The 19,022-nt window shown below is 49.2% G+C and carries 19 protein-coding genes; 9 read left to right on the top strand and 10 right to left on the bottom strand.

Annotated elements, in window-relative coordinates; genetic code table 11:
* The first annotated feature begins 20 nt into the window (after nucleotides 1–20).
* On the top strand, nucleotides 21–1,271 hold the full coding sequence (locus tag QFZ51_RS10125; RefSeq protein WP_429045529.1) for a sulfate adenylyltransferase subunit 1: 1,251 nt from the start codon (nucleotides 21–23) through the stop codon (nucleotides 1,269–1,271).
* Nucleotides 1,272–1,495: 224 nt separating this feature from the next.
* Here QFZ51_RS10125 and QFZ51_RS10120 read toward each other — a convergent pair whose 3' ends face one another.
* Nucleotides 1,496–2,434, bottom strand: coding sequence for an NAD-dependent epimerase/dehydratase family protein (locus QFZ51_RS10120; RefSeq protein WP_429045527.1), 939 nt, complete (start codon nucleotides 2,432–2,434; stop codon nucleotides 1,496–1,498).
* A gap of 244 nt (nucleotides 2,435–2,678) precedes the next feature.
* Here QFZ51_RS10120 and kdsA point away from each other — a divergent pair, with 244 nt between their 5' ends.
* Together kdsA and QFZ51_RS10110 are read left to right on the top strand one after the other, a co-directional pair.
* Nucleotides 2,679–3,500 carry a 3-deoxy-8-phosphooctulonate synthase gene (gene kdsA, locus QFZ51_RS10115; RefSeq protein ID WP_370909788.1) on the top strand — a complete coding sequence of 274 codons (822 nt, stop codon included), beginning with the start codon at nucleotides 2,679–2,681 and terminating at the stop codon, nucleotides 3,498–3,500.
* Between the two features lie 119 nt (nucleotides 3,501–3,619).
* The gene (locus QFZ51_RS10110) at nucleotides 3,620–4,021 is read left to right on the top strand and encodes a hypothetical protein (protein ID WP_429045525.1); all 402 of its coding nucleotides are present in this window, start codon (nucleotides 3,620–3,622) and stop codon (nucleotides 4,019–4,021) included.
* Nucleotides 4,022–4,091: 70 nt separating this feature from the next.
* On the opposite strand, the gene QFZ51_RS10105 is transcribed toward QFZ51_RS10110, so the two are convergent.
* Entirely contained in the window at nucleotides 4,092–4,313 is a 222-nt protein-coding gene (locus QFZ51_RS10105; RefSeq protein WP_079468922.1) for a PspC domain-containing protein, read from the bottom strand.
* Nucleotides 4,314–4,522: 209 nt separating this feature from the next.
* Here QFZ51_RS10105 and QFZ51_RS10100 point away from each other — a divergent pair, with 209 nt between their 5' ends.
* The 3 genes from QFZ51_RS10100 (at nucleotide 4,523) to QFZ51_RS10090 (ending at nucleotide 8,086) form a co-directional block, all read left to right on the top strand.
* Nucleotides 4,523–6,793 (top strand): aconitate hydratase, encoded by a 2,271-nt coding sequence (locus QFZ51_RS10100; protein WP_429045523.1) that lies wholly within the window; start codon nucleotides 4,523–4,525, stop codon nucleotides 6,791–6,793.
* Between the two features lie 85 nt (nucleotides 6,794–6,878).
* Complete coding sequence (locus QFZ51_RS10095; RefSeq protein ID WP_429045521.1) at nucleotides 6,879–7,496, top strand: HD domain-containing protein; 618 nt, start codon at nucleotides 6,879–6,881, stop codon at nucleotides 7,494–7,496.
* 8 nt (nucleotides 7,497–7,504) lie between these two features.
* Nucleotides 7,505–8,086, top strand: coding sequence for a TIGR00730 family Rossman fold protein (locus QFZ51_RS10090; protein ID WP_370909784.1), 582 nt, complete (start codon nucleotides 7,505–7,507; stop codon nucleotides 8,084–8,086).
* Here QFZ51_RS10090 and QFZ51_RS10085 read toward each other — a convergent pair.
* A complete protein-coding gene (locus QFZ51_RS10085) occupies nucleotides 8,083–9,132 on the bottom strand; it encodes a DUF4421 domain-containing protein (RefSeq protein ID WP_429045519.1) in 1,050 nt (349 codons plus the stop codon). The two genes, QFZ51_RS10090 and QFZ51_RS10085, sit on opposite strands and share 4 nt — an antisense overlap.
* Before the next feature lie 31 nt (nucleotides 9,133–9,163).
* On the bottom strand, nucleotides 9,164–9,634 hold the full coding sequence (locus tag QFZ51_RS10080) for a metallophosphoesterase family protein (protein ID WP_370909782.1): 471 nt from the start codon (nucleotides 9,632–9,634) through the stop codon (nucleotides 9,164–9,166).
* Nucleotides 9,635–9,690: 56 nt separating this feature from the next.
* On the opposite strand from QFZ51_RS10080, the gene purU reads away from it, so the two are divergent.
* Together purU and QFZ51_RS10070 are read left to right on the top strand one after the other, a co-directional pair.
* Nucleotides 9,691–10,560, top strand: a complete 870-nt coding sequence (gene purU, locus QFZ51_RS10075; protein WP_429045517.1) for a formyltetrahydrofolate deformylase — start codon at nucleotides 9,691–9,693, stop codon at nucleotides 10,558–10,560.
* A 33-nt stretch (nucleotides 10,561–10,593) separates the two neighbouring features.
* Nucleotides 10,594–11,427: a CHAD domain-containing protein gene (locus QFZ51_RS10070; protein ID WP_429045515.1), complete on the top strand. Its 834-nt coding sequence runs from the start codon at nucleotides 10,594–10,596 to the stop codon at nucleotides 11,425–11,427.
* Nucleotides 11,428–11,457: 30 nt separating this feature from the next.
* Here the strand turns inward: QFZ51_RS10070 and hutG are convergent, their stop codons facing one another.
* The 6 genes from hutG to QFZ51_RS10040 form a co-directional block, all read right to left on the bottom strand.
* Entirely contained in the window at nucleotides 11,458–12,462 is a 1,005-nt protein-coding gene (hutG, locus tag QFZ51_RS10065) for a formimidoylglutamase (RefSeq protein WP_429045513.1), read from the bottom strand.
* Nucleotides 12,459–13,685 (bottom strand): imidazolonepropionase, encoded by a 1,227-nt coding sequence (gene hutI, locus QFZ51_RS10060; RefSeq protein ID WP_429045511.1) that lies wholly within the window; start codon nucleotides 13,683–13,685, stop codon nucleotides 12,459–12,461. The genes hutG and hutI overlap by 4 nt, the downstream gene beginning before the upstream one ends.
* A 30-nt stretch (nucleotides 13,686–13,715) precedes the next feature.
* Nucleotides 13,716–15,386 (bottom strand): urocanate hydratase, encoded by a 1,671-nt coding sequence (gene hutU / locus QFZ51_RS10055; RefSeq protein WP_429045509.1) that lies wholly within the window; start codon nucleotides 15,384–15,386, stop codon nucleotides 13,716–13,718.
* Nucleotides 15,364–16,932 carry a histidine ammonia-lyase gene (hutH, locus tag QFZ51_RS10050; RefSeq protein WP_429045507.1) on the bottom strand — a complete coding sequence of 523 codons (1,569 nt, stop codon included), beginning with the start codon at nucleotides 16,930–16,932 and terminating at the stop codon, nucleotides 15,364–15,366. The genes hutU and hutH overlap by 23 nt, the downstream gene beginning before the upstream one ends.
* A gap of 29 nt (nucleotides 16,933–16,961) precedes the next feature.
* Complete coding sequence (locus QFZ51_RS10045) at nucleotides 16,962–17,441, bottom strand: MarR family winged helix-turn-helix transcriptional regulator (protein ID WP_429045505.1); 480 nt, start codon at nucleotides 17,439–17,441, stop codon at nucleotides 16,962–16,964.
* A 127-nt stretch (nucleotides 17,442–17,568) separates the two neighbouring features.
* Nucleotides 17,569–17,973, bottom strand: a complete 405-nt coding sequence (locus QFZ51_RS10040; protein WP_370909774.1) for an SET domain-containing protein — start codon at nucleotides 17,971–17,973, stop codon at nucleotides 17,569–17,571.
* Between the two features lie 125 nt (nucleotides 17,974–18,098).
* Between QFZ51_RS10040 and QFZ51_RS10035 the strand changes: the two genes are divergently transcribed.
* Complete coding sequence (locus QFZ51_RS10035) at nucleotides 18,099–18,977, top strand: bestrophin family protein (protein WP_429045503.1); 879 nt, start codon at nucleotides 18,099–18,101, stop codon at nucleotides 18,975–18,977.
* Nucleotides 18,978–19,022: the final 45 nt, after the last annotated feature.

Here is a 19,022-nt window from a genome sequence, read left to right as displayed (position 1 = left end):
AAAGCAAAAAAATAAAAATAATGGAGGTTTTACGTATAGCCACTTCCGGTAGTGTAGACGATGGTAAAAGTACCTTAATAGGCCGTTTATTATACGATACCAATTCTATTCCGCAAGATAAAATGGAAGCGCTCCACGCTGCCAGCAAACGCAAAGGACTGGACTTTACAGACCTGTCGTTGCTTACCGACGGACTGGTAGCAGAACGTGAGCAGGGAATTACGATAGATGTGGCCCACATCTACTTCTCCACCCCTACCCGTAAATACATCATTGCCGATACCCCCGGGCATATTGAATATACCCGCAACATGGTAACCGGCGCCTCCAATGCACAGGTGTCGCTGATCCTCATCGATGCCCGCAGAGGCATCGTGGAACAAACACACCGCCACTTCTTTATCGCTAACCTCCTCCGTATCCCGTACCTGGTGGTTTGCGTAAATAAAATGGACCTCGTGGATTACAGCGAAGCCCGCTTTAACCAGATAGTGGAAGATTTCCAGCAAATGCTCGATAACGCCGGTTTTAAAGGACAGGAAGTGAAGTTTATTCCCATCTCCTCCCTGTATGGCGAAAACGTAGCCAGCCGCACGGGTGCTATCAACTGGTACAACGGCAGCACCCTGCTGGAATACCTGGAACAGGTGTCTTTCGATCATGAAGACCGTAACCACCCTGCCCGTTTCCCCATTCAAAGCGTGATCCGCCCACGCACCACCGAATACCACGATTTCCGTGGCTTTGCAGGCAAAGTGGCCAGCGGGCATTTCTCTGTTGGCGACGAAGTGATCTCCCTGCCCTCCGGGCAAAAGAGCCGCATCAAAACCATTGAGCAATTTGAAAAACAACTACCGGCAGCGCATGCACGCGAAAGCGTGGTGATCACCCTGGAAGGTGAAATAGACAGCAGTCGCGGTAACATGCTCGTAAAAACAAACGAAATACCACCGCAACTAAAAGAAATAAGCGCCAATATCTGCTGGATGGACCAGCTGCCGCTTACTTCCGGCAAAACCTACCTGTTGCAACATGGCGTTAACCGCGTGAAAGCAAAAGTGCAGCAGATCAACTACGTAACAGACGTAACCAACCACGTACAGGTAACGGACAAAACATCCATGACACTAAACGACATCGGCAGAATTACGCTGAAAACCGCAGCACCCATATTCGCCGATCCTTACCAGAGCAATCCGGCCAACGGCGCCTTCATCCTCATCGATGAATTCAACAACACCACCGTAGCGGTAGGCTTCATCGAAGGGTAGCGCAGCGCGGATTTTGTCTTGGCTCAGGATTACGCTGATTTTACTGATTACCTGGATTTTTACTTTTGGATTTTTTTGGATTTTTAGATTAATAATATTTAAGGGAGATAAGAGCGGATATCCGCTTCTATCTCCCTTAATCCTTTATAAATCCAAAAGTAAAAATCCAGGTAATCAGTAAAATCAGCGTAATCCTGAGCCAAGACAAAATCCGCGGCAATCTCCTATATATGCTCCAGCATGTCCCGCGTCATTGCCGCCAGGTCGAACTCTGGCTTCCAGCCCCAATCGGCCCGTGCCTGGCTGTCGTCGATACTGTTGGGCCAGCCATCCGCGATTTGCTGACGGTAATCCGGTTCGTAGGCCATGGTGAAGGCGGGAATGTGTTTCTTTATTTCTGCGCCTATTTCTTTCGGGGAGAAGCTCATGGCGCCCAGGTTATAGGCGGAACGTACTGCTATTTTAGAGGCGTCTGCTTCCATTAGCTCAATGGTGGCGCGGATCGCATCCGGCATGTACATCATTGGCAGGTACGTGTTTTCAGAGAGGAAGCTGGTATATTTCTGATGCTCTTTCGCCTCATGGAAAATTTCAATGGCATAATCAGTGGTACCGCCGCCGGGCGCCGATTTATAGCTGATCAGGCCAGGGTAACGTAAGCTTCTTACGTCCACACCAAAGCGGTGGTTGTAGTATTCGCACCAGCGCTCACCCGCAAATTTGCTGATACCATAAATGGTGGTAGGCTCAATTACCGTGTGCTGAGGCGTTTCCTGCGATGGTGAGTTAGGACCAAATACCGCGATGGAACTTGGCCAGTATATTTTATCGAGGTTTTCTTCTTTCGCAATATCCAGTACGTTCAACAGGCTTTGCATGTTAATATGCCACGCCAGTAATGGATTCTTTTCACCGGTGGCCGACAGGATCGCCGCCAGCAGATAGATCTGGGTGATATTATGACGGATCACCAACACATGCAGCATCTCCTTGTTCATCACATCCAGCGACACATACGGACCGGTTCCTTTCAGCAAATCATGCTCTTCACGCAGATCTGAAGCCAGCACATTTGCATCCCCATACATCTTTCTTAAGGCCAGGGTGAGCTCCACGCCAATTTGTCCGCAGGCGCCTATAACCAGTATCTTATCTTTCTTCATACAAAAATATAATTGTAAGCTATTTTAAATCGGACCGTAATATTAACAGGTTCCCAGCTATTTCCATTCACCCGCCTCAGCGCATGACAATGCTATAACAATAAAATTAACGCCAGGTTATGCACATGGTTTTCGGATTACAATGTTATGACAATTACCCCAAATAGCGTGGCTTCATCACCTCCCTTTGCCAGAGAATGCCTATCTTTGCACCTTCAATTAAATGACACAATTTTTTCAAGATATGAAGCATTTAAAATCTTTATTCAAAGAGCAATACAACCCCGAAAATTTCTTCCTGATTGCTGGTCCCTGTGTGATTGAAGAAGAATCCATTTTAATGGAAGTGGCGGAAAAAGTATCCACCATCTGTAAAAGATTAGCGATCCCTTATATTTTCAAGGCTTCTTACCGTAAAGCAAATCGTACCAGCGTGCATTCCTTCACCGGAATCGGTGATGTGGAAGGACTGGAACTGCTGCAGAAAATTGGTAAAACTTTTAATGTTCCGGTTACTTCAGATATTCACTCCGCCGCAGAAGCTGCTATGGCAGCCGCTTACGTGGATGTATTGCAAATCCCTGCCTTCCTCTGCCGCCAAACGGACATCCTGCTGGCTGCCGCAGAAACAGGCAAGGTAGTAAATGTAAAGAAGGGACAGTTCCTCAGCGGCGAATCCATGAAATTTGCCGTGGAAAAAATCAAGGGAGCCGGTAATGATCATATCATCCTCACCGAACGTGGTACCACCTTCGGCTACCAGGACCTGGTAGTGGACTACCGCAATATCCCCATCATGAAACACCTGGGTGAGCCCGTGGTAATGGATTGTACCCACTCCTTACAACAGCCCAACCAAACCAGCGGCGTAACCGGTGGTAACCCGCAAATGATCAGCACCATCGCCAGAGCAGCCATTGCTACCGGCGCAGATGGCCTGTTCATTGAAACCCACCCCGATCCTTCCTGCGCAAAATCCGACGGCGCCAACATGCTCCGCCTGGATTTACTGGAACCATTACTGGAACAACTGGTGGAACTCCGCCAGGTAGTGAGAAAGTTTTAATCCAAACCACATAAAGCAAAAAAGCTATTATCATCTTCCGGTGGTAATAGCTTTTTTCTTTACATGAAGCTTTGCACTTTTTTCAGTAAATTCATGAAACACATAAAACTCAGTTCACTATGATTAATATCCACGAATTAAAATCAGGTGATACCATTATCACAAATTATGGCGGGACAGAAAAGGAAGGGAAGATTTTGCAGGTAGATCATGAGGACAAGAAAGTGTTGGTGGCTACGGATGAAAATGAGTTCTGGTACGATCTTGATAACCTGGAACCTATTCATCTGACCGAGGCCACCCTGCTGAAACTGCAATTTCATAAAGATGAAACGGCATCGTCGAAAGCAGGAGGAACATTGTATGTGAGAGGACCATTCTCTATCCGCTGGTTTGAAGAAGGCAGCAAACCGCTGATGCAGCTGCATTACCGGGATGAAACCAGGAATCTCACAGAGCCGATCACGTTAAATGAATTGCAGAACCATTATCAACAGATGACATTGTTTCACCTGGAATAAGGAAAATATTTAAAAGAAAAGAGGTGGTTCACGGATAACGCGAACCACCTCTTTTCTTTATATCAATAACTTATAAATAACGCAGTGGATTCCTCCGGGCATTTAGAATGTAATTCTTCATATTTACCCAAAAGGCAAGAATCATGTATACAATGAGTGGGGAGCCCATTGTCAGGAAAGTGGCATAAATGAAAAAGATGCGAATACGGGACGTGGCTACGCCAAGTTTATCTCCTATAGCGGCACATACACCGAACGCCTTCCATTCCACAAAGTCTTTTATCCGGTTCATACTTCAAATTTATCAAATTCCGGCTGGAAAAACAAGGAAAAAACGGCTGGCAGGGCTATTCCCTGTACCGCGTTGAATATCAGGGGAACTTTAAAAGTACAGGAAGTTTTCAGGTAGTTGACCCGATGTTAAGTATTTAATTTAAAAACTTGCTGATTTTAGTTAATTTTGCGAGCAATTTTTAACCGCTCTTAAATAATTTTTTTCCCATGGTGTTTGATATTGACATGATTAAAAAAGTGTATGCGGCACTCCCGGGTAAGGTGGAAGCAACCCGTAAAATGCTGGGTCGCCCGCTGACACTGGCTGAGAAGATTTTGTACGCTCACTTGTATGCACCGACTACCACGCCCTACGAAAGAGGCAAATCTTATGTTGAATTTGCGCCGGATCGCGTAGCTATGCAGGATGCAACCGCCCAGATGGCATTGCTCCAGTTTATGACCTGCGGTCGTGATAAAGTTGCGGTTCCCTCCACTGTTCATTGTGATCACCTCATTCAGGCTAAAGTAGGCGCTACAGAAGATCTGGCAACGGCTATTGACACCAATAAAGAAGTTTACGATTTCCTTTCCTCAATTTCTGATAAATACGGCATCGGTTTCTGGAAACCAGGCGCTGGTATCATTCACCAGGTAGTGCTGGAAAACTATGCGTTTCCGGGTGGTATGATGATCGGTACCGACTCCCACACCCCTAATGCCGGCGGTTTAGGCATGGTGGCGATTGGTGTTGGCGGTGCTGACGCGGTTGACGTAATGGCCGGCTTACCATGGGAACTGAAAATGCCGAAACTGATCGGTGTGAAACTGACAGGCAAAATGAGCGGTTGGACTTCTGCCAAAGATATTATCCTGAAAGTAGCAGGTATCCTCACCGTAAAAGGTGGTACCGGCGCTATCGTGGAATACTTCGGCGAAGGTGCGGATAGCTTCAGCGCTACCGGTAAGGCAACCATTTGTAACATGGGTGCTGAAATCGGCGCTACCTGTTCCCTGTTTGCGTACGACAGCAAAATGGCCGATTACCTGAAAATCACCGGTCGCTCAGAAGTGGCTGCCCTGGCTGATGAAGTAAGAGACCATCTCCGCCCTGATGCAGATGTATATGCAGATCCTTCCAAATACTACGACCAGGTGATCGAAATCAACCTGGACGAACTGGAACCTTATGTAAACGGTCCGTTCACCCCGGATCTGGCATGGCCTATCTCCAAATTTGCACAGGCAGTAAAAGAAAACAACTGGCCTGAAAAACTGGAAGTAGCCCTCATCGGTTCCTGCACCAACTCTTCCTACGAAGATATTTCCCGCTCTGCTTCCCTGGCACAACAGGCCATCGACAAGCACCTGGAAATGAAATCTGAATACACCATCACTCCCGGCTCTGAACTGGTACGTTTCACCATCGAAAGAGACGGTTTACTGAATACCTTTGACCAGGTAGGCGGTGTGGTACTGGCAAATGCCTGCGGTCCGTGTATCGGTCAGTGGGCCCGTCATATCGACGACCCTACCCGTAAAAACTCTATCATCACTTCCTTCAACCGTAACTTCGCGAAGAGAAATGATGGTAACGCTTCTACCCACGCATTTGTGGCTTCTCCGGAAATCGTAACAGCACTGGCGATCGCAGGTGATCTTACCTTCAACCCGCTGACCGACAAGCTGAAAAACAAAAACGGTGAAGAAGTAATGCTGGACGAACCGGTAGGTTTTGAACTGCCTCCAAAAGGTTTTGCCGTGGAAGATGCCGGTTACCAGGCCCCTGCTGCCGATGGTAGCGGTGTTCAGGTGAAAGTATCCCCTACCTCCGACCGTTTACAACTCCTGGCGCCATTTGCTGCATGGGAAGGCACCGATCTGAAAGGATTGAAACTGCTCATCAAAGCAAAAGGTAAATGTACCACGGATCATATCTCTATGGCTGGTCCATGGCTGAAATACCGCGGTCACCTCGATAACATCTCCAACAATATGCTCATTGGTGCGATCAACGCATTCAACGATAAAAGCGATACCGTTAAAAATTCCATTACCGGCGAATATGGTGCAGTACCTGCTACCATGCGCGACTACAAAGCACACGGCTTCGGTGCAGTGGTAGTAGGTGATGAAAACTACGGTGAAGGCTCCAGCCGCGAACACGCTGCTATGGAACCCCGTCACCTCGGCGTTCGTGCCATCCTGGTGAAATCTTTCGCCCGTATCCACGAAACCAACCTGAAAAAACAAGGCATGCTGGGTCTGACCTTCGCTAACAAAGAAGATTATGACCTGATCCAGGAAGATGATACCATCGACATCCTGGGTCTTACGACCTTCGCTCCAGGTAAACAACTCACTGTTGTGCTTCATCATAAAGATGGCAGCACCAGCGAATTCCCTGTAAACCACACGTACAACGAACAACAGATCGAGTGGTTTAAAGCCGGTGGCGCACTGAACGTAATCCGTGCAGAAGCTGCGAAAAAAGCTTAATCAGGCTACTCAGCATAAAAGAAACGGGCAGGAATTTTTTCTGCCCGTTTTCTTTTTAAATTACTCCCCGAAAAGAACCCTGCGTATGTCAGCATTAAATGTCATCTGGTCCTCCCTTCATCCCAATACGGATGCAGCCCTGGTTAACAGCTCCTACGCGGCCTTGCTGGATGCCTACCAATCGTCCGGAAGGTATTATCACAACTGGTCGCATATACAGCAGCTGGTAAGCCTGCAACAGGCCTATGCGCATCAGCTCACAGATCCGGAAGCCGTACTTTTTGCCATCTTCTTTCATGATATCATTTATAACCCGCAGCAACCCGATAATGAAGAACGCAGCGCTGCAGCCGCAGTAGCCCATCTGCTTAAAATTAATTACCCGGCGGAAAAAACCGCCCAAATCAGCGATTTCATTATCACCACCAAAACACATATCAATACCCGTCAGGATCCGGACCTGGATTACTTCCTGGACTTCGACCTGCAAATACTCGGCGCCGCACCGGAAACATACCGGGCCTACGCACAGCAAATCAGGCAGGAGTACCAGGTTTACCCCGATGAGGTGTATAACTCCGGCCGTAAAAAAGTATTGCAGCATTTCCTGGAAATGCCCGCCATTTATGTAACACCGGCGTTCCGGGAACAATATGAAACAGCTGCCCGCACCAACATCCGGGCTGAATTGAACACTTTATAATCAAGAATATGAATCGAATTGTTGTTTACTGTGGCTCCAGCGCCGGACATGATCCCGTTTATATGCAACAGGCCACCCTGCTGGGCGCCGCACTGGCCCAACGCAACCTTACACTGGTGTATGGCGGCGCTAACGTAGGACTGATGGGCGCAGTGGCAGATGGCGCCTTAAATGCCGGCGGCAAAGCCATTGGCGTACTGCCTCACTTCCTGCAACAGAAAGAACTGGCGCATACCGGCCTCACAGAACTGATCCTGGTAGATACCATGCACGAACGCAAAACGAAGATGAATGAATTGTGCGATGGCGTTATCGCATTGCCCGGAGGCTTCGGCACCATGGAGGAATTGTTTGAAATGCTCACCTGGGGACAACTGGGCCTGCATAAAAAACCCATCGGCCTGCTGAATGTAAATGGCTTCTACGACGCCCTGATGGCCCTGTCGCAAACCATGTCTGAGAAAGGCTTCCTCACGGCAGAGAACCGTGATATGCTGTTATGCAGCAATGATATCAGCGACCTGTTATTACAAATGGAAAAATACCAGCCACCGGCCAGGTCCAAGTGGATTTCACCGGCGCAAAGCTAAATCGTTTTTGATTTCCATAACGGCTTTTCCAGGGTGAAACGGCGCACCAGGCTCACCCTGAAATTGCCCGTACCAAAGGTTTGATAAGTATGTGGTATCGACATGCCGCTGCGGGTGTTCATGCCCACGTAGTGTATCCCCGCAAAATAACGGCTGGAATTATACCCCAGCGAGGCCCGCACTGTATTACTGAATTGCAGTCCCGCTTTACGGCTCACATTCCCGTTTTCCAGGAACAGGGTGGTGATATTTCCTCCTAAACCGCCGGTAAGCGATAAGGATAAAAAGAAGTGCTCCTTCAGCACAAAGGTGTAAGCATATCCTACATTGGCAGCCAGGGAATAAATGCCGGTCTTATGATAATGCTCATCCCGCAGAAATGCGGTATCTGCCATATTGGTGGGGATGAGGGAAGAATCGCCTTTGATGCCGGCAAAGAACATTTCTCCGCCTATGATCAGCGAACCCGCACTTTTCTTCTGGTATTCATTCTGTAGATTGGGCGCACGGTAAGAGAAACGTTTGTCGTTGAAGATATATCCCACATTCAGGCCGAAGTCGGTGTTCCTGATATCAGGCCGCTGCGGATAAGGATGCAGCGCAGTATAGGCTTTACCATATACTTCCTCCGGGTTGGCTACATAATAGCCTTTATAATATTGACCGTAGAAGTCTACTACAATTTTACGCAGGTATACATGCGACTGCAGATCGATGTATTTCGTTTTGCCGTACCTGTCGTTGCTGTTGATAAATGGCAGGTTAAACCCGATGTTAATGCCTATAAACCGGTAATTGGCGCCAAACCCCACATTAAAAGGAGTATTGGGACGGTAAAGGACATCGGTTTTCGTTTTCCGGTCTACGATGTCATACTTGGTGTACTTGCGGGAGCCGTACAGCCGGAAGGTAATATCTTCCGTATGATCTTCGATATACGCCGTATCATTTTCTGTTTTCAGCCATTTCAGGAATCTTCCCTGCGCCTTTGCCTGCGCAGATCCAAGTCCCAATACTACCAGCCATGCTAAAATTCGTAGGTTCATAAACGTTGTAGGTTATAAGCAATGATGTTGATCAGGGCAGTTCTATCACCTCGAGTTGTTGAATATTACCAGCCTCCAGTTGAAAACGCAGCAGCGTTTTTACCTTGTGCCATCCTTGTTGACCGCATGCGCCCGGGTTCATATGTAACAAATGAAGTGCCGCGTCCGGCATTACTTTCAGGATGTGTGAATGCCCGCAGATAAACAGTTTGGCAGGATGCTGTTTCAGTTGTTCCTTCACGCCCGGGGCATATTTCCCCGGATATCCGCCAATATGTGTCATCATCACCTCTACTCCTTCCAGGTTGAAACGCAGGGTTTCGGGGTAACGGATACGGATATCTGCCCCGTCGATATTCCCGGAAACGGCCCTGAAAGGCTTGAATTTTTCCAGTTTATCAGCCAGATCCACATTGCCGATGTCGCCGGCATGCCAGATTTCATCTACTTCTTCAAAATATTTGAATACCTGTGGGTGCAAATAGCTGTGGGTATCCGACATTAATCCTATCTTTTTCAACGGAGAATTGTATTATAATTTTATATTTTGGTAATCATATGTTAAAACAAGAAGTCCCTCATATCACCGCCTGTTTGCTTATTTGCTGTCCCGACCGGCCGGGCATCGTAGCCGGCGTATCACAGTTCCTCTACCTGTTGGGTGCAAATATACTGGATGCAAGTCAACACAGTACCGATCCACGGGAAGGATTATTTTTTATGCGTATGGAATTCCAGCTGGAACAGCTTGATAAGTTCGCGCTGGAAGCGGCTTTCCAGCAACAGGTAGCTACCCCGCTGCAAATGGAATGGAAAATAGATTACAGCGATCGCCGCAAACGTATGGCTATCATGGTATCGGCGTATGATCATTGTTTGCTGGAATTATTATGGAGATGGAAAAGCGGTGAGCTGGCGGTAGATATCCCGCTCGTGATCTCGAATCATGCTTCCCTGGAAAAGGAGTGCACTGCATTGGGGATCCCATTTCACTACCTCCCGGTAAGCAGCGGCACCAAGGAATTGCAGGAGCGCGTTGCCATGCGGCTGCTGGAAGAGCACCGGGTGGATTTCACCGTGCTGGCCAGGTACATGCAGATCCTGTCGCCACAGTTTGTAAGTCATTATCCGCAACGGATCATCAATATTCATCACTCTTTCCTGCCTGCCTTCGCCGGCGCGCGCCCTTACCTCAACGCCTATACGAGAGGCGTAAAACTGATTGGCGCTACCGCCCACTACGTTACCAACGAACTGGATGAAGGCCCGATTATTGAGCAGGATGTGGCCAGGGTAAGCCACAAGCACACCGTGGAGGACCTGGTGATGCTGGGCCGCGACATTGAGCGGCAGGTGCTCACCCGTGCAGTGAAAGCGCATATTGATAACCGCGTGATCCTGCATGGCAACAAAACCATTGTGTTCTGATGGTTTCAGCGGATTTCGTTAATTTTAAAAGACATGTTGCAAACGGCTTTATATCATTATCTCCGTAAGGAATGCGATACGGTCACCACCGCATATGCCACCCTGCGGGAGGCTCCCGGTGATGCTGATGCCATACACGCCATGCGGGTAGGCGTAAAAAAGCTGCGGGCCTTTTTTTCGCTGGTAAAACAGCTCCCGGATTATTCGTTCGGGGCAGGTAAACATCTACGCACCGCCAGGCTGATACAGTCGATCGGCGGCGCTTCCAGGGATACGCACCTCCAGGAAAAAAACCTGCGCAGCTATGAAAAAAAAGTATCGTGGCGCTTTTCATTTGCGCATCTCTTACTGCAAAACAAAGCCGCTACAGCCAGTGAAATGTTAGCCGCCACAGTGAAATACTGCTCCCTGAAAAAACTGGAGTCACTGCCGGAAAGATTTAAAGAGGCTATTGCCAATACCGACACCAATGCTGCTACTGCCGCGCTGATCAGCTACCTGGAACAACAGCATCAAAAAATCACCGTACCTGCCAGCAGAGCGCATCACACGGTATGGCACGAAGTCAGGAAAGAAGTAAAAACATTGTACTATCAGCTCAATATACTGGAACAGGTACTCCCTGCTGTTTTCACAGAAAACCTCGCCACGCCTACCCGTAAAGCGGGTGAGCTCCTTGGCCAATGGCATGATACCAGCGAATTATTGTTGTTTGTAAAGGCAACGGCAGCACAGCTGAAGAAAGAGAAGATTACCCTGCCGGTAAATGCACAACAGCTGATACAGCTGCTGCAAATGGACATGAAAGAACAACTGGCGCAATGCGCCTGGCAGGTTAAGGAACTGAAAGCCGCTGCCGTATTTTAACGTATACCCGTTAAAGATAACGGCTACACGCTAAAATGCTTCTTCCCCGCTATACGCCATCACTATCTCAAAAACCAGCGCTGCCGCCAGTTTCGCAGTGCGGTTATCTATATCCAGTGAAGGATTTAATTCTGCAATATCGGCTCCTGCCACTTTCCCGCTTTCCAGTATCTTACGGAAACATTGCAGGAACAAACCTCCCGGCATAATACCATTATAAGCCGTAGCGCTTACTCCCGGCGCAAAGGGTGCTGCAAATACATCCAGGCAGGTGGTCAGGTATACTTTATCCACCTGGCTGAGAAAATGCTGTATGGCGGCAAACAACGTGTCTTTATCCTGCAAATGAAAAGCATCTGCGCTTACATAAGTCGCTTCTTCTTCTCCTGCAGTATTAAAAAGCTGGCGGGTATTCCCGTTCTTCTGGATACCCAGGGCCAGGTAATGAAAAGGCACGCCGGACTGTTTGGCATCCTGCGCCAGTTGCCAGAAGCCGGTACCTGAGCTGGCGCCTTCTTCACCGGGAACACGGATATCAAAATGCGCATCAAAGTTGATAAAGCCTACGGATTGCTTTCCTGCAAACCGGCGGATACCACTGGCATGCCCATACGTAATTTCATGACCGCCGCCCAGTAACAGCGGCAGGTAACCTGCCGTGAGGATATCGTTCACCGTTTCGCTGAGCACCTGCTGTGCATTTTCCAGTTCGCCATTGGGACAAAGGATATCTCCCGCATCCAGCAACACCGTTTGTGCGTTGAAGTGAACCGGAAAGTTGGCAATCACCTTCCGTATGGCGGCGGGTCCTTTTGCAGCACCTGCCCTGCCTTTGTTGCGGCGCACGCCTTCATCGCAGGCGAAGCCCAGCAGGACAATACCTTTCTGACCCGGCTGCAAAACCGGTAAGGGCGTTTGCAACAGGTCGGTTACGGTAATTACCTGGTGCCAGCGCAGCAGGTCGGGGTCTGTACCATCAATACGACCGGTCCAGGAACCACTTGCAGTGGGCTGATAGCTTTCTTTTGTTATCATACTAAAACTCCTTTCTTCCATACCAGTGACGGCTTCATCTTACCCTGGTAATAAAGTATGTCGCGATAATCCGCGGTGGGATAAGCCTGCATATCAGCGGCGTAACCTGCCAGCAGCTGGCCTGCATCTTTCAGTTGCAACGCAGGCGCTGCTCTTACGGTCAGCGCAGCCAGTACTTCTGCGGTGGATAACTTTTCGGCGGCGCTCATTACGGCAGCCTGTATCAGCAAATCGCCCATGGGGGCCGATCCGGGGTTCCAGTCGCTCGCAATGGCTACACATGCACCTGCATTCAGCAGCCTGCGCGCCGGCGCATATAACATACCTAATCCCAGTGAAGCACCTGGCAAAACTACTGCAACGGTATCAGAATTAGCGAGTAAAGCAATTTCTTTTTCAGTGCTGGCTTCCAGGTGATCGGCAGATAACGCCCGCGCATTCACGGCAACTTCAGCGCCGCCGGCGCTGAACTGATCCGCATGCACGGTTGCCACAAATCCCTGCTGCATGGCCTGTTGCAGGAAACCGGCAGCAGCCTTTGCAGAAAAAGCAGTTTCTTCTATAAAAATATCCACCCGGTTACTCAGCTGCTCCTGCTGCACCACCGGCAACAGTTCCGTTAAAATCCACTCCAGGTAGGCTTCTTCACTGCCTGCATAATCACGGGGTTTCATATGCGCAGCCAAACAGGTGGAAATCAGCGTAGCAGGCGTGTGCAGCCCCGCCTGCTGTATGGCGCGCAGCATTTTCAATTCACTCTCCAGGTTCAGGCCGTAACCACTTTTTACTTCCAGGGTGGTAACGCCTTCTTTCAGATGCCGGTTAGCGCGGGCCACCGTGTTCTCCGTAAGGGTAACAAGATCGGCTATACGCGTTTTGGTAACCGAATCCCATATACCACCGCCTGCACGGGCTATTTCCAGGTAACTTTTACCGGCTATGCGCATGGCATAATCACGGTTGCGGCTACCATCGTAACAAATGTGTGTATGACAATCAATAAATCCCGGCAATAACACGAGCGGTGTATCCTGGAAAGCGATTTCGCAATCCGGGTATTTCTGCAACAGTGATTTGTACCCTGCTATCGCAATGATCTCCCCGTTTTCCACCACTACCCCGCCCTTCTCTATCACGGTCAACTGTTCATCGTGCAGGGCGCCTTTCAGCGATAAGCCCGTCATTGGCAGGATCTGGGCAAAAGGACCGATTAATGTTTTCATGGGCAATGATTAAGCGGTTAACCGCTGTGATTAAATGCTGATATCAAATTTTTGTCCCCATTCCTGTGCCTTTTCGTAACCCGCGTCCGCATGACGGAAAATGCCCAGCGCCGGATCATTGAAGAGCACGCGGCGTAAGCACTCAGCTGCACGGTCGGTACCATCGGCCAGCACTACCATGCCGGCATGTTGTGAATATCCCATCCCTACGCCGCCGCCATGATGAAAAGACACCCAGGTAGCGCCGCCGCCGGTATTGGCCATGAGATTGAGCAATGTCCAGTCGCTCACAGCATCGGAGCCGTCTTTCATAGATTCGGTTTCACGATTGGGAGAGGCCACGGAGCCACAGTCGAGGTGATCACGGCCAATCACAATCGGCGCTTTCACTTTTCCTGTTCTCACCAGCTCATTAAAAATAAGCCCCGCTTTTTCGCGTTCGCCCAGTCCCAGCCAGCAGATGCGTGCAGGCAATCCCTGGAACGCCACTTTCTCCTGCGCTTGTTTCAGCCAGTTGATCAGGTGGGTATTTTCCGGGAACGCTTCCATCAACGCGCGGTCGGTGGTATAAATATCTTCCGGATCGCCGGAGAGGGCTACCCAGCGGAAGGGCCCTTTCCCTTCACAGAAGAGCGGACGGATATATGCCGGCGTAAATCCGGGGAAGTTGAAAGCATTGGGCTCTCCGCCTTCCCGCGCAAATTCGCGGATGTTATTACCATAATCAAAAGTAACGGCGCCTTTCTGCTGCAGCTGCAACATAAAGCCCACATGGCGCGCCATGCTTTTCAGCGACAGCTCCCGGTATTTTGCCGCATCGCTTTTACGCAGTTCCAGCGCGGCCTGCAGTGTAATGCCATTAGGCACGTACCCGTTCAGCGGATCATGTGCGGAGGTTTGATCAGTGAGGATGTCCGGTATGATATTATCTTTCAGCATTCTTTCCAGCATATCACCGGCATCGCTTACCAACCCGATTGATAACGCTGTTCCGTTGGCCTGTGCTTCCTTCGCCCATTGAATGGCTTCTTCGTAGGAATGAGTCATACGGTCAATGTAACGGGTATCCAGTCTTTTCTGAATACGTGTAGGATCAATGTCGGCGCCAATGAACACGGCTCCGGCCATAGTGGCTGCCAGAGGCTGTGCGCCGCCCATACCGCCAATACCTGCTGTTACCAGCAGCTTACCGGCCAGGCTGCCATTGAAATGCTGCCGGCCGCATTCCATAAAGGTTTCATAGGTTCCCTGTAATATACCTTGTGTACCGATATAGATCCAGCTGCCGGCCGTCATTTGTCCGTACATCATCAGACCCTTGGAACGCAGTTCGTTGAAATGCTCCCAGGTGGCCCATTTCGGCACCAGGTTGCTGTTGGCCAGCATTACTCTTGGCGCCTGCGGATGCGTGCGTACAATACCTACCGGTTTACCGGATTGCACCAGCAGGGAATGCTCGTCGTCCAGCGTTAATAATATTTCGATAATTTTCTGAAGAGATTCGCGGTTGCGCGCTGCCTGGCCGATGCCGCCGTACACCACCAGCTCATCGGGGTTTTCGGCTACTTCTGCATCCAGGTTGTTAAGCAGCATGCGCAGGGGCGCTTCGGTTTGCCAGGATCTGGCGTGCAGCTGTGCACCACGCGGCGCTTTATAATGCGGGTGAGCTGCATATGTTTTAATAAAGTCCAAACTGGTCATTATAAAGTCCGTTTAAGTTAAGTTGATGATTAGCGGCAGCTTCATTGGCTACACGTACCAGCGATTGATCGACAACAATTTTGTGCAGGGCGGCAATATCATTGGCAAAGATCCGGTCCTTATCTGCAAAGGTTACATGTCTGCGCGTATACTGATGTACGGCTTCCAGTACCGGGCCTGATTTCATTGGCCGGCGAAAATCCACTGCCTGCGCGGCATACAACAGCTCAATAGCAAGAATGTATTCGAGATTGCCGATCACCTGGTTCAATTTGCGGCCACTGATAGAGCCCATTGATACATGATCTTCCTGACCCAGTGAAGTAGGTACGCTGTCGGCGCTGGCAGGGAAGCACAGGGTTTTGTTTTCTGTTACCAGTGCGGCAGTGGTATATTGTGGTATCATGAAACCGGAGTTGAGTCCGGCATCCTGGATCAATAATTTTGGCAGCCCGTATCTTCCTTCAATCATCATATAACAACGCCTGTCGGAGATGTTGCCCAGTTCCGCAGCAGCCACAGTAGCGTAGTCCAGGGGCAATGCCAGTGGCTGCCCGTGGAAGTTACCACCGCTGATGGTGTCTTCTGCACTGAAAATAATGGGGTTATCAGTAACAGCGTTCAGCTCTATGGTAGTGAGTTCCTGCAGGTGTTGCCAGGCAGTGCGTGACGCACCGTGTACCTGTGGCATACAACGCAGGGAATAAGGGTCCTGCACACGGCCGCAGTCTACATGCGACGACATGATCTCCGAGTTATCCAGCAATGCTTTCAAACGGTGCGCTACCAGCTGGTTGCCGGGGTACGGGCGGATAGCATGTAAGCGGGGATCAAATGGTTTGGCGGTGCCCATCAGTCCTTCGAGCGACAACGCCCCGATGATATCCGCGGCTTCGAGTGCATTATGCAGGCGTTGTACTGCTTTAACGGCAAACGACAGGATGAACTGTGTACCGTTGATAAGCGCCAGTCCTTCTTTAGGACCCAGCACTACCGGTTGGATCCCTTCCTGTTGCATCATGGAAGCGGTATCTGTTTTCGCGCCACGGTACATCACATGCCCCAGCCCTATCAATGGCAGGAACAGGTGCGATAACGGTGCGAGGTCGCCGGAAGCGCCTACAGAGCCCTTTTCAGGCACCAGCGGCGTTATCCCGTGTTCAATATGCCAGATGATTCTTTCGAGGGTAGACAGTGCCACGCCTGAGTAACCCTGTGCCAGTGCCTGCACTTTGGTGATGAGCATGATGCGGGCAATTTCTTCCGGGATATTTTCTCCTACGCCTACACTGTGGCTTTGCAGGATGTTGTACTGCAGGGCGCGGGTATCTGCTTCCGAAATCTTGGTATCGCACAACGGGCCGAAACCAGTGTTAATACCATATACCGTGGTGTGTTGCGCCACAATGGTTTGTACATAGCCAAAGCTGGTTTGTACACGCGTAATGACTTCCGGTACCAGTATGCCTTTCACTTTGCCGGCAGCAATATCAATCGCGCGGGCAACAGTGAGCTGGTCGATACCGTACTTAAAAATATCACTCATGTCGTTAGATTTTTCTGGTGTATGAAGTATTATAACTGTTGTCTGATCCTTTCTGATAAAGACTTTTGCTGCACTGACTGTTCAATCTGGGCGATGGCAGCCAATATCTGCTGGCTTTGTTTGTTTTCCGTTGCCAAAGCTTCCATAGCGCCGGTGATGGCTTCCCATACGGGTTGTATCTGTTGCAGCAGGTCTTCGCCTTTCTTGGAGAAAGCGACCAGTTGCCGGCGGCCATCTTCCTTACACGGCGTTGTTTTCAGGAGTCCTTTCTTTTTCAGGTTGGTCACCATCTGGCTTACGGCGGAGTGGGATATTTCCAGTTGTTCTGCAATATCGATCATGGGTACCGGCTGCTGTCTGGATAAGAGGTAAAACACCGGGAACCAGCTGGCATCAAAGGGTATGCCCGCCTGTTCATATACCTTGTTTACTTCCATGAGAAAGTATTCGCTCAGCCTGCGCAGGCGGCTGCCAAAAACGAGGTAGCCAAGTGATGGATAGAATGACATATGAAAAGGTTGATGTTAATATTATATAAGCGCTTATACAATATTACGAAAGAAATACGAATAATATAGTCACCGGGCAGGAATATTCACTGCTGTCTGCCCGCAACGGTACTATTCGTACTGCTTCTTACTTTTTAGCGGTCTGTTTCTTTTTAGTATCAAACCAAAGGGGGGAGCTGTCCGTTACATCACCATTGTAGTTGATAAAAAGCTCTTCTCCTTTCTTGATATCACGACGGGTGATGATACTCATGGTTTCTTCCTTGAAGTCCATTTCATACTCACAGTTGGGGTTGTAATCGTGATTATAGATAGAGCAAAAGCCCAGTGCCACGCAGGAACGGGTTTCTTTTGCACCCCAGAGAAAAATATAATTGTGGAGTCTTGTTTTATCCACAATCTCAGTATCGTCGTAAGTGAGAACGAGCACGGGTGACGTCTCAATTCTTGTTCCGGCAGGGATTTTTTCTTTGGTATAAACACCCCGGCCTTTTCCTTTCGACTTATCAATGTACAAATACGGCTTTATCATAGCGTAATTTCAAATAAAAGAAGACGTAAAGTAAAGTTAAAGCAGGAAGTTATCAAAATCATGTTTAAAAAATTTAGGTTTGCCGCCCGGAAAATATTTTTTTTGCCTTTCATTAACCTGCATATATGATCAATTATAATCCAAAGGAGTGGTTTACGTTCATTTTCCGTCTTCATAAAGCGGATACAGTAAGGAAGCTGTTCCCCATGTTTATTGCCCTCTCCATCTATTCTGCCATTGTAGCCTGGCTGGAACTGGAGGTCTGGAAGATGTCTGACAAGAGTGAACTGAAGAACATCACGCTGATGTATGGCCTGCTGGGCTTTGTGATCTCCCTGTTACTGGTGTTCCGCACCAACACCGCGTATGACCGCTGGTGGGAAGGCCGCCGGCAATGGGGCGCCCTGGTGAACAGCAGCCGCAACCTGGCTATTAAAATCCAGGCCATACTGCCATTGGAAAACAAGGCCGACAGAGAGTTCTTCAAAGTAATGATCCCGAACTTCGCCTATGGCCTGAAAAATCACCTGCGCAAAACTTATGTGCACGACGAGATGGAAGCCATACCGGGACAGGAGCCACTTCATACTGATATCAGTAAGCATGTGCCTAACCAGTTGTCGCAGCTCATCATGACTAAAACCATGGACCTGTACCGCAGCGGGCAGCTCACCGGGGATCAGCTCATTGTGCTGAACAACGAGCTGCAGTCGTTTGCTGATGTATGCGGCGCCTGCGAACGGATCAAAAATACCCCCATCCCTTTTTCCTACAGCGTATTTATCAAGAAATTTATATTCTTCTATGTAATGTCCATGCCCTTTGGATACGTGTTCAGCCTGGGTTACCTCATTATCCCCATGATTGTATTCGTATTCTTTGTACTGGCAAGCCTCGAGCTCATCGCAGAAGAAATTGAAGACCCCTTTGGCAAAGACGCCAACGATTTGCCGCTGGATAGCATTTGCAGCAACATCCGCCTGCATGTATCAGAATTATTATAACGACTGCCCCGGCAGCGTGCTATTTTAACTTAATTTCGCAGATAG

It is taken from the genome of Chitinophaga sp. W3I9, assembly GCF_050434025.1.
Classification (GTDB): Bacteria; Bacteroidota; Bacteroidia; order Chitinophagales; family Chitinophagaceae; genus Chitinophaga.
This window is presented reverse-complemented; position numbering and strand designations above follow the sequence as displayed.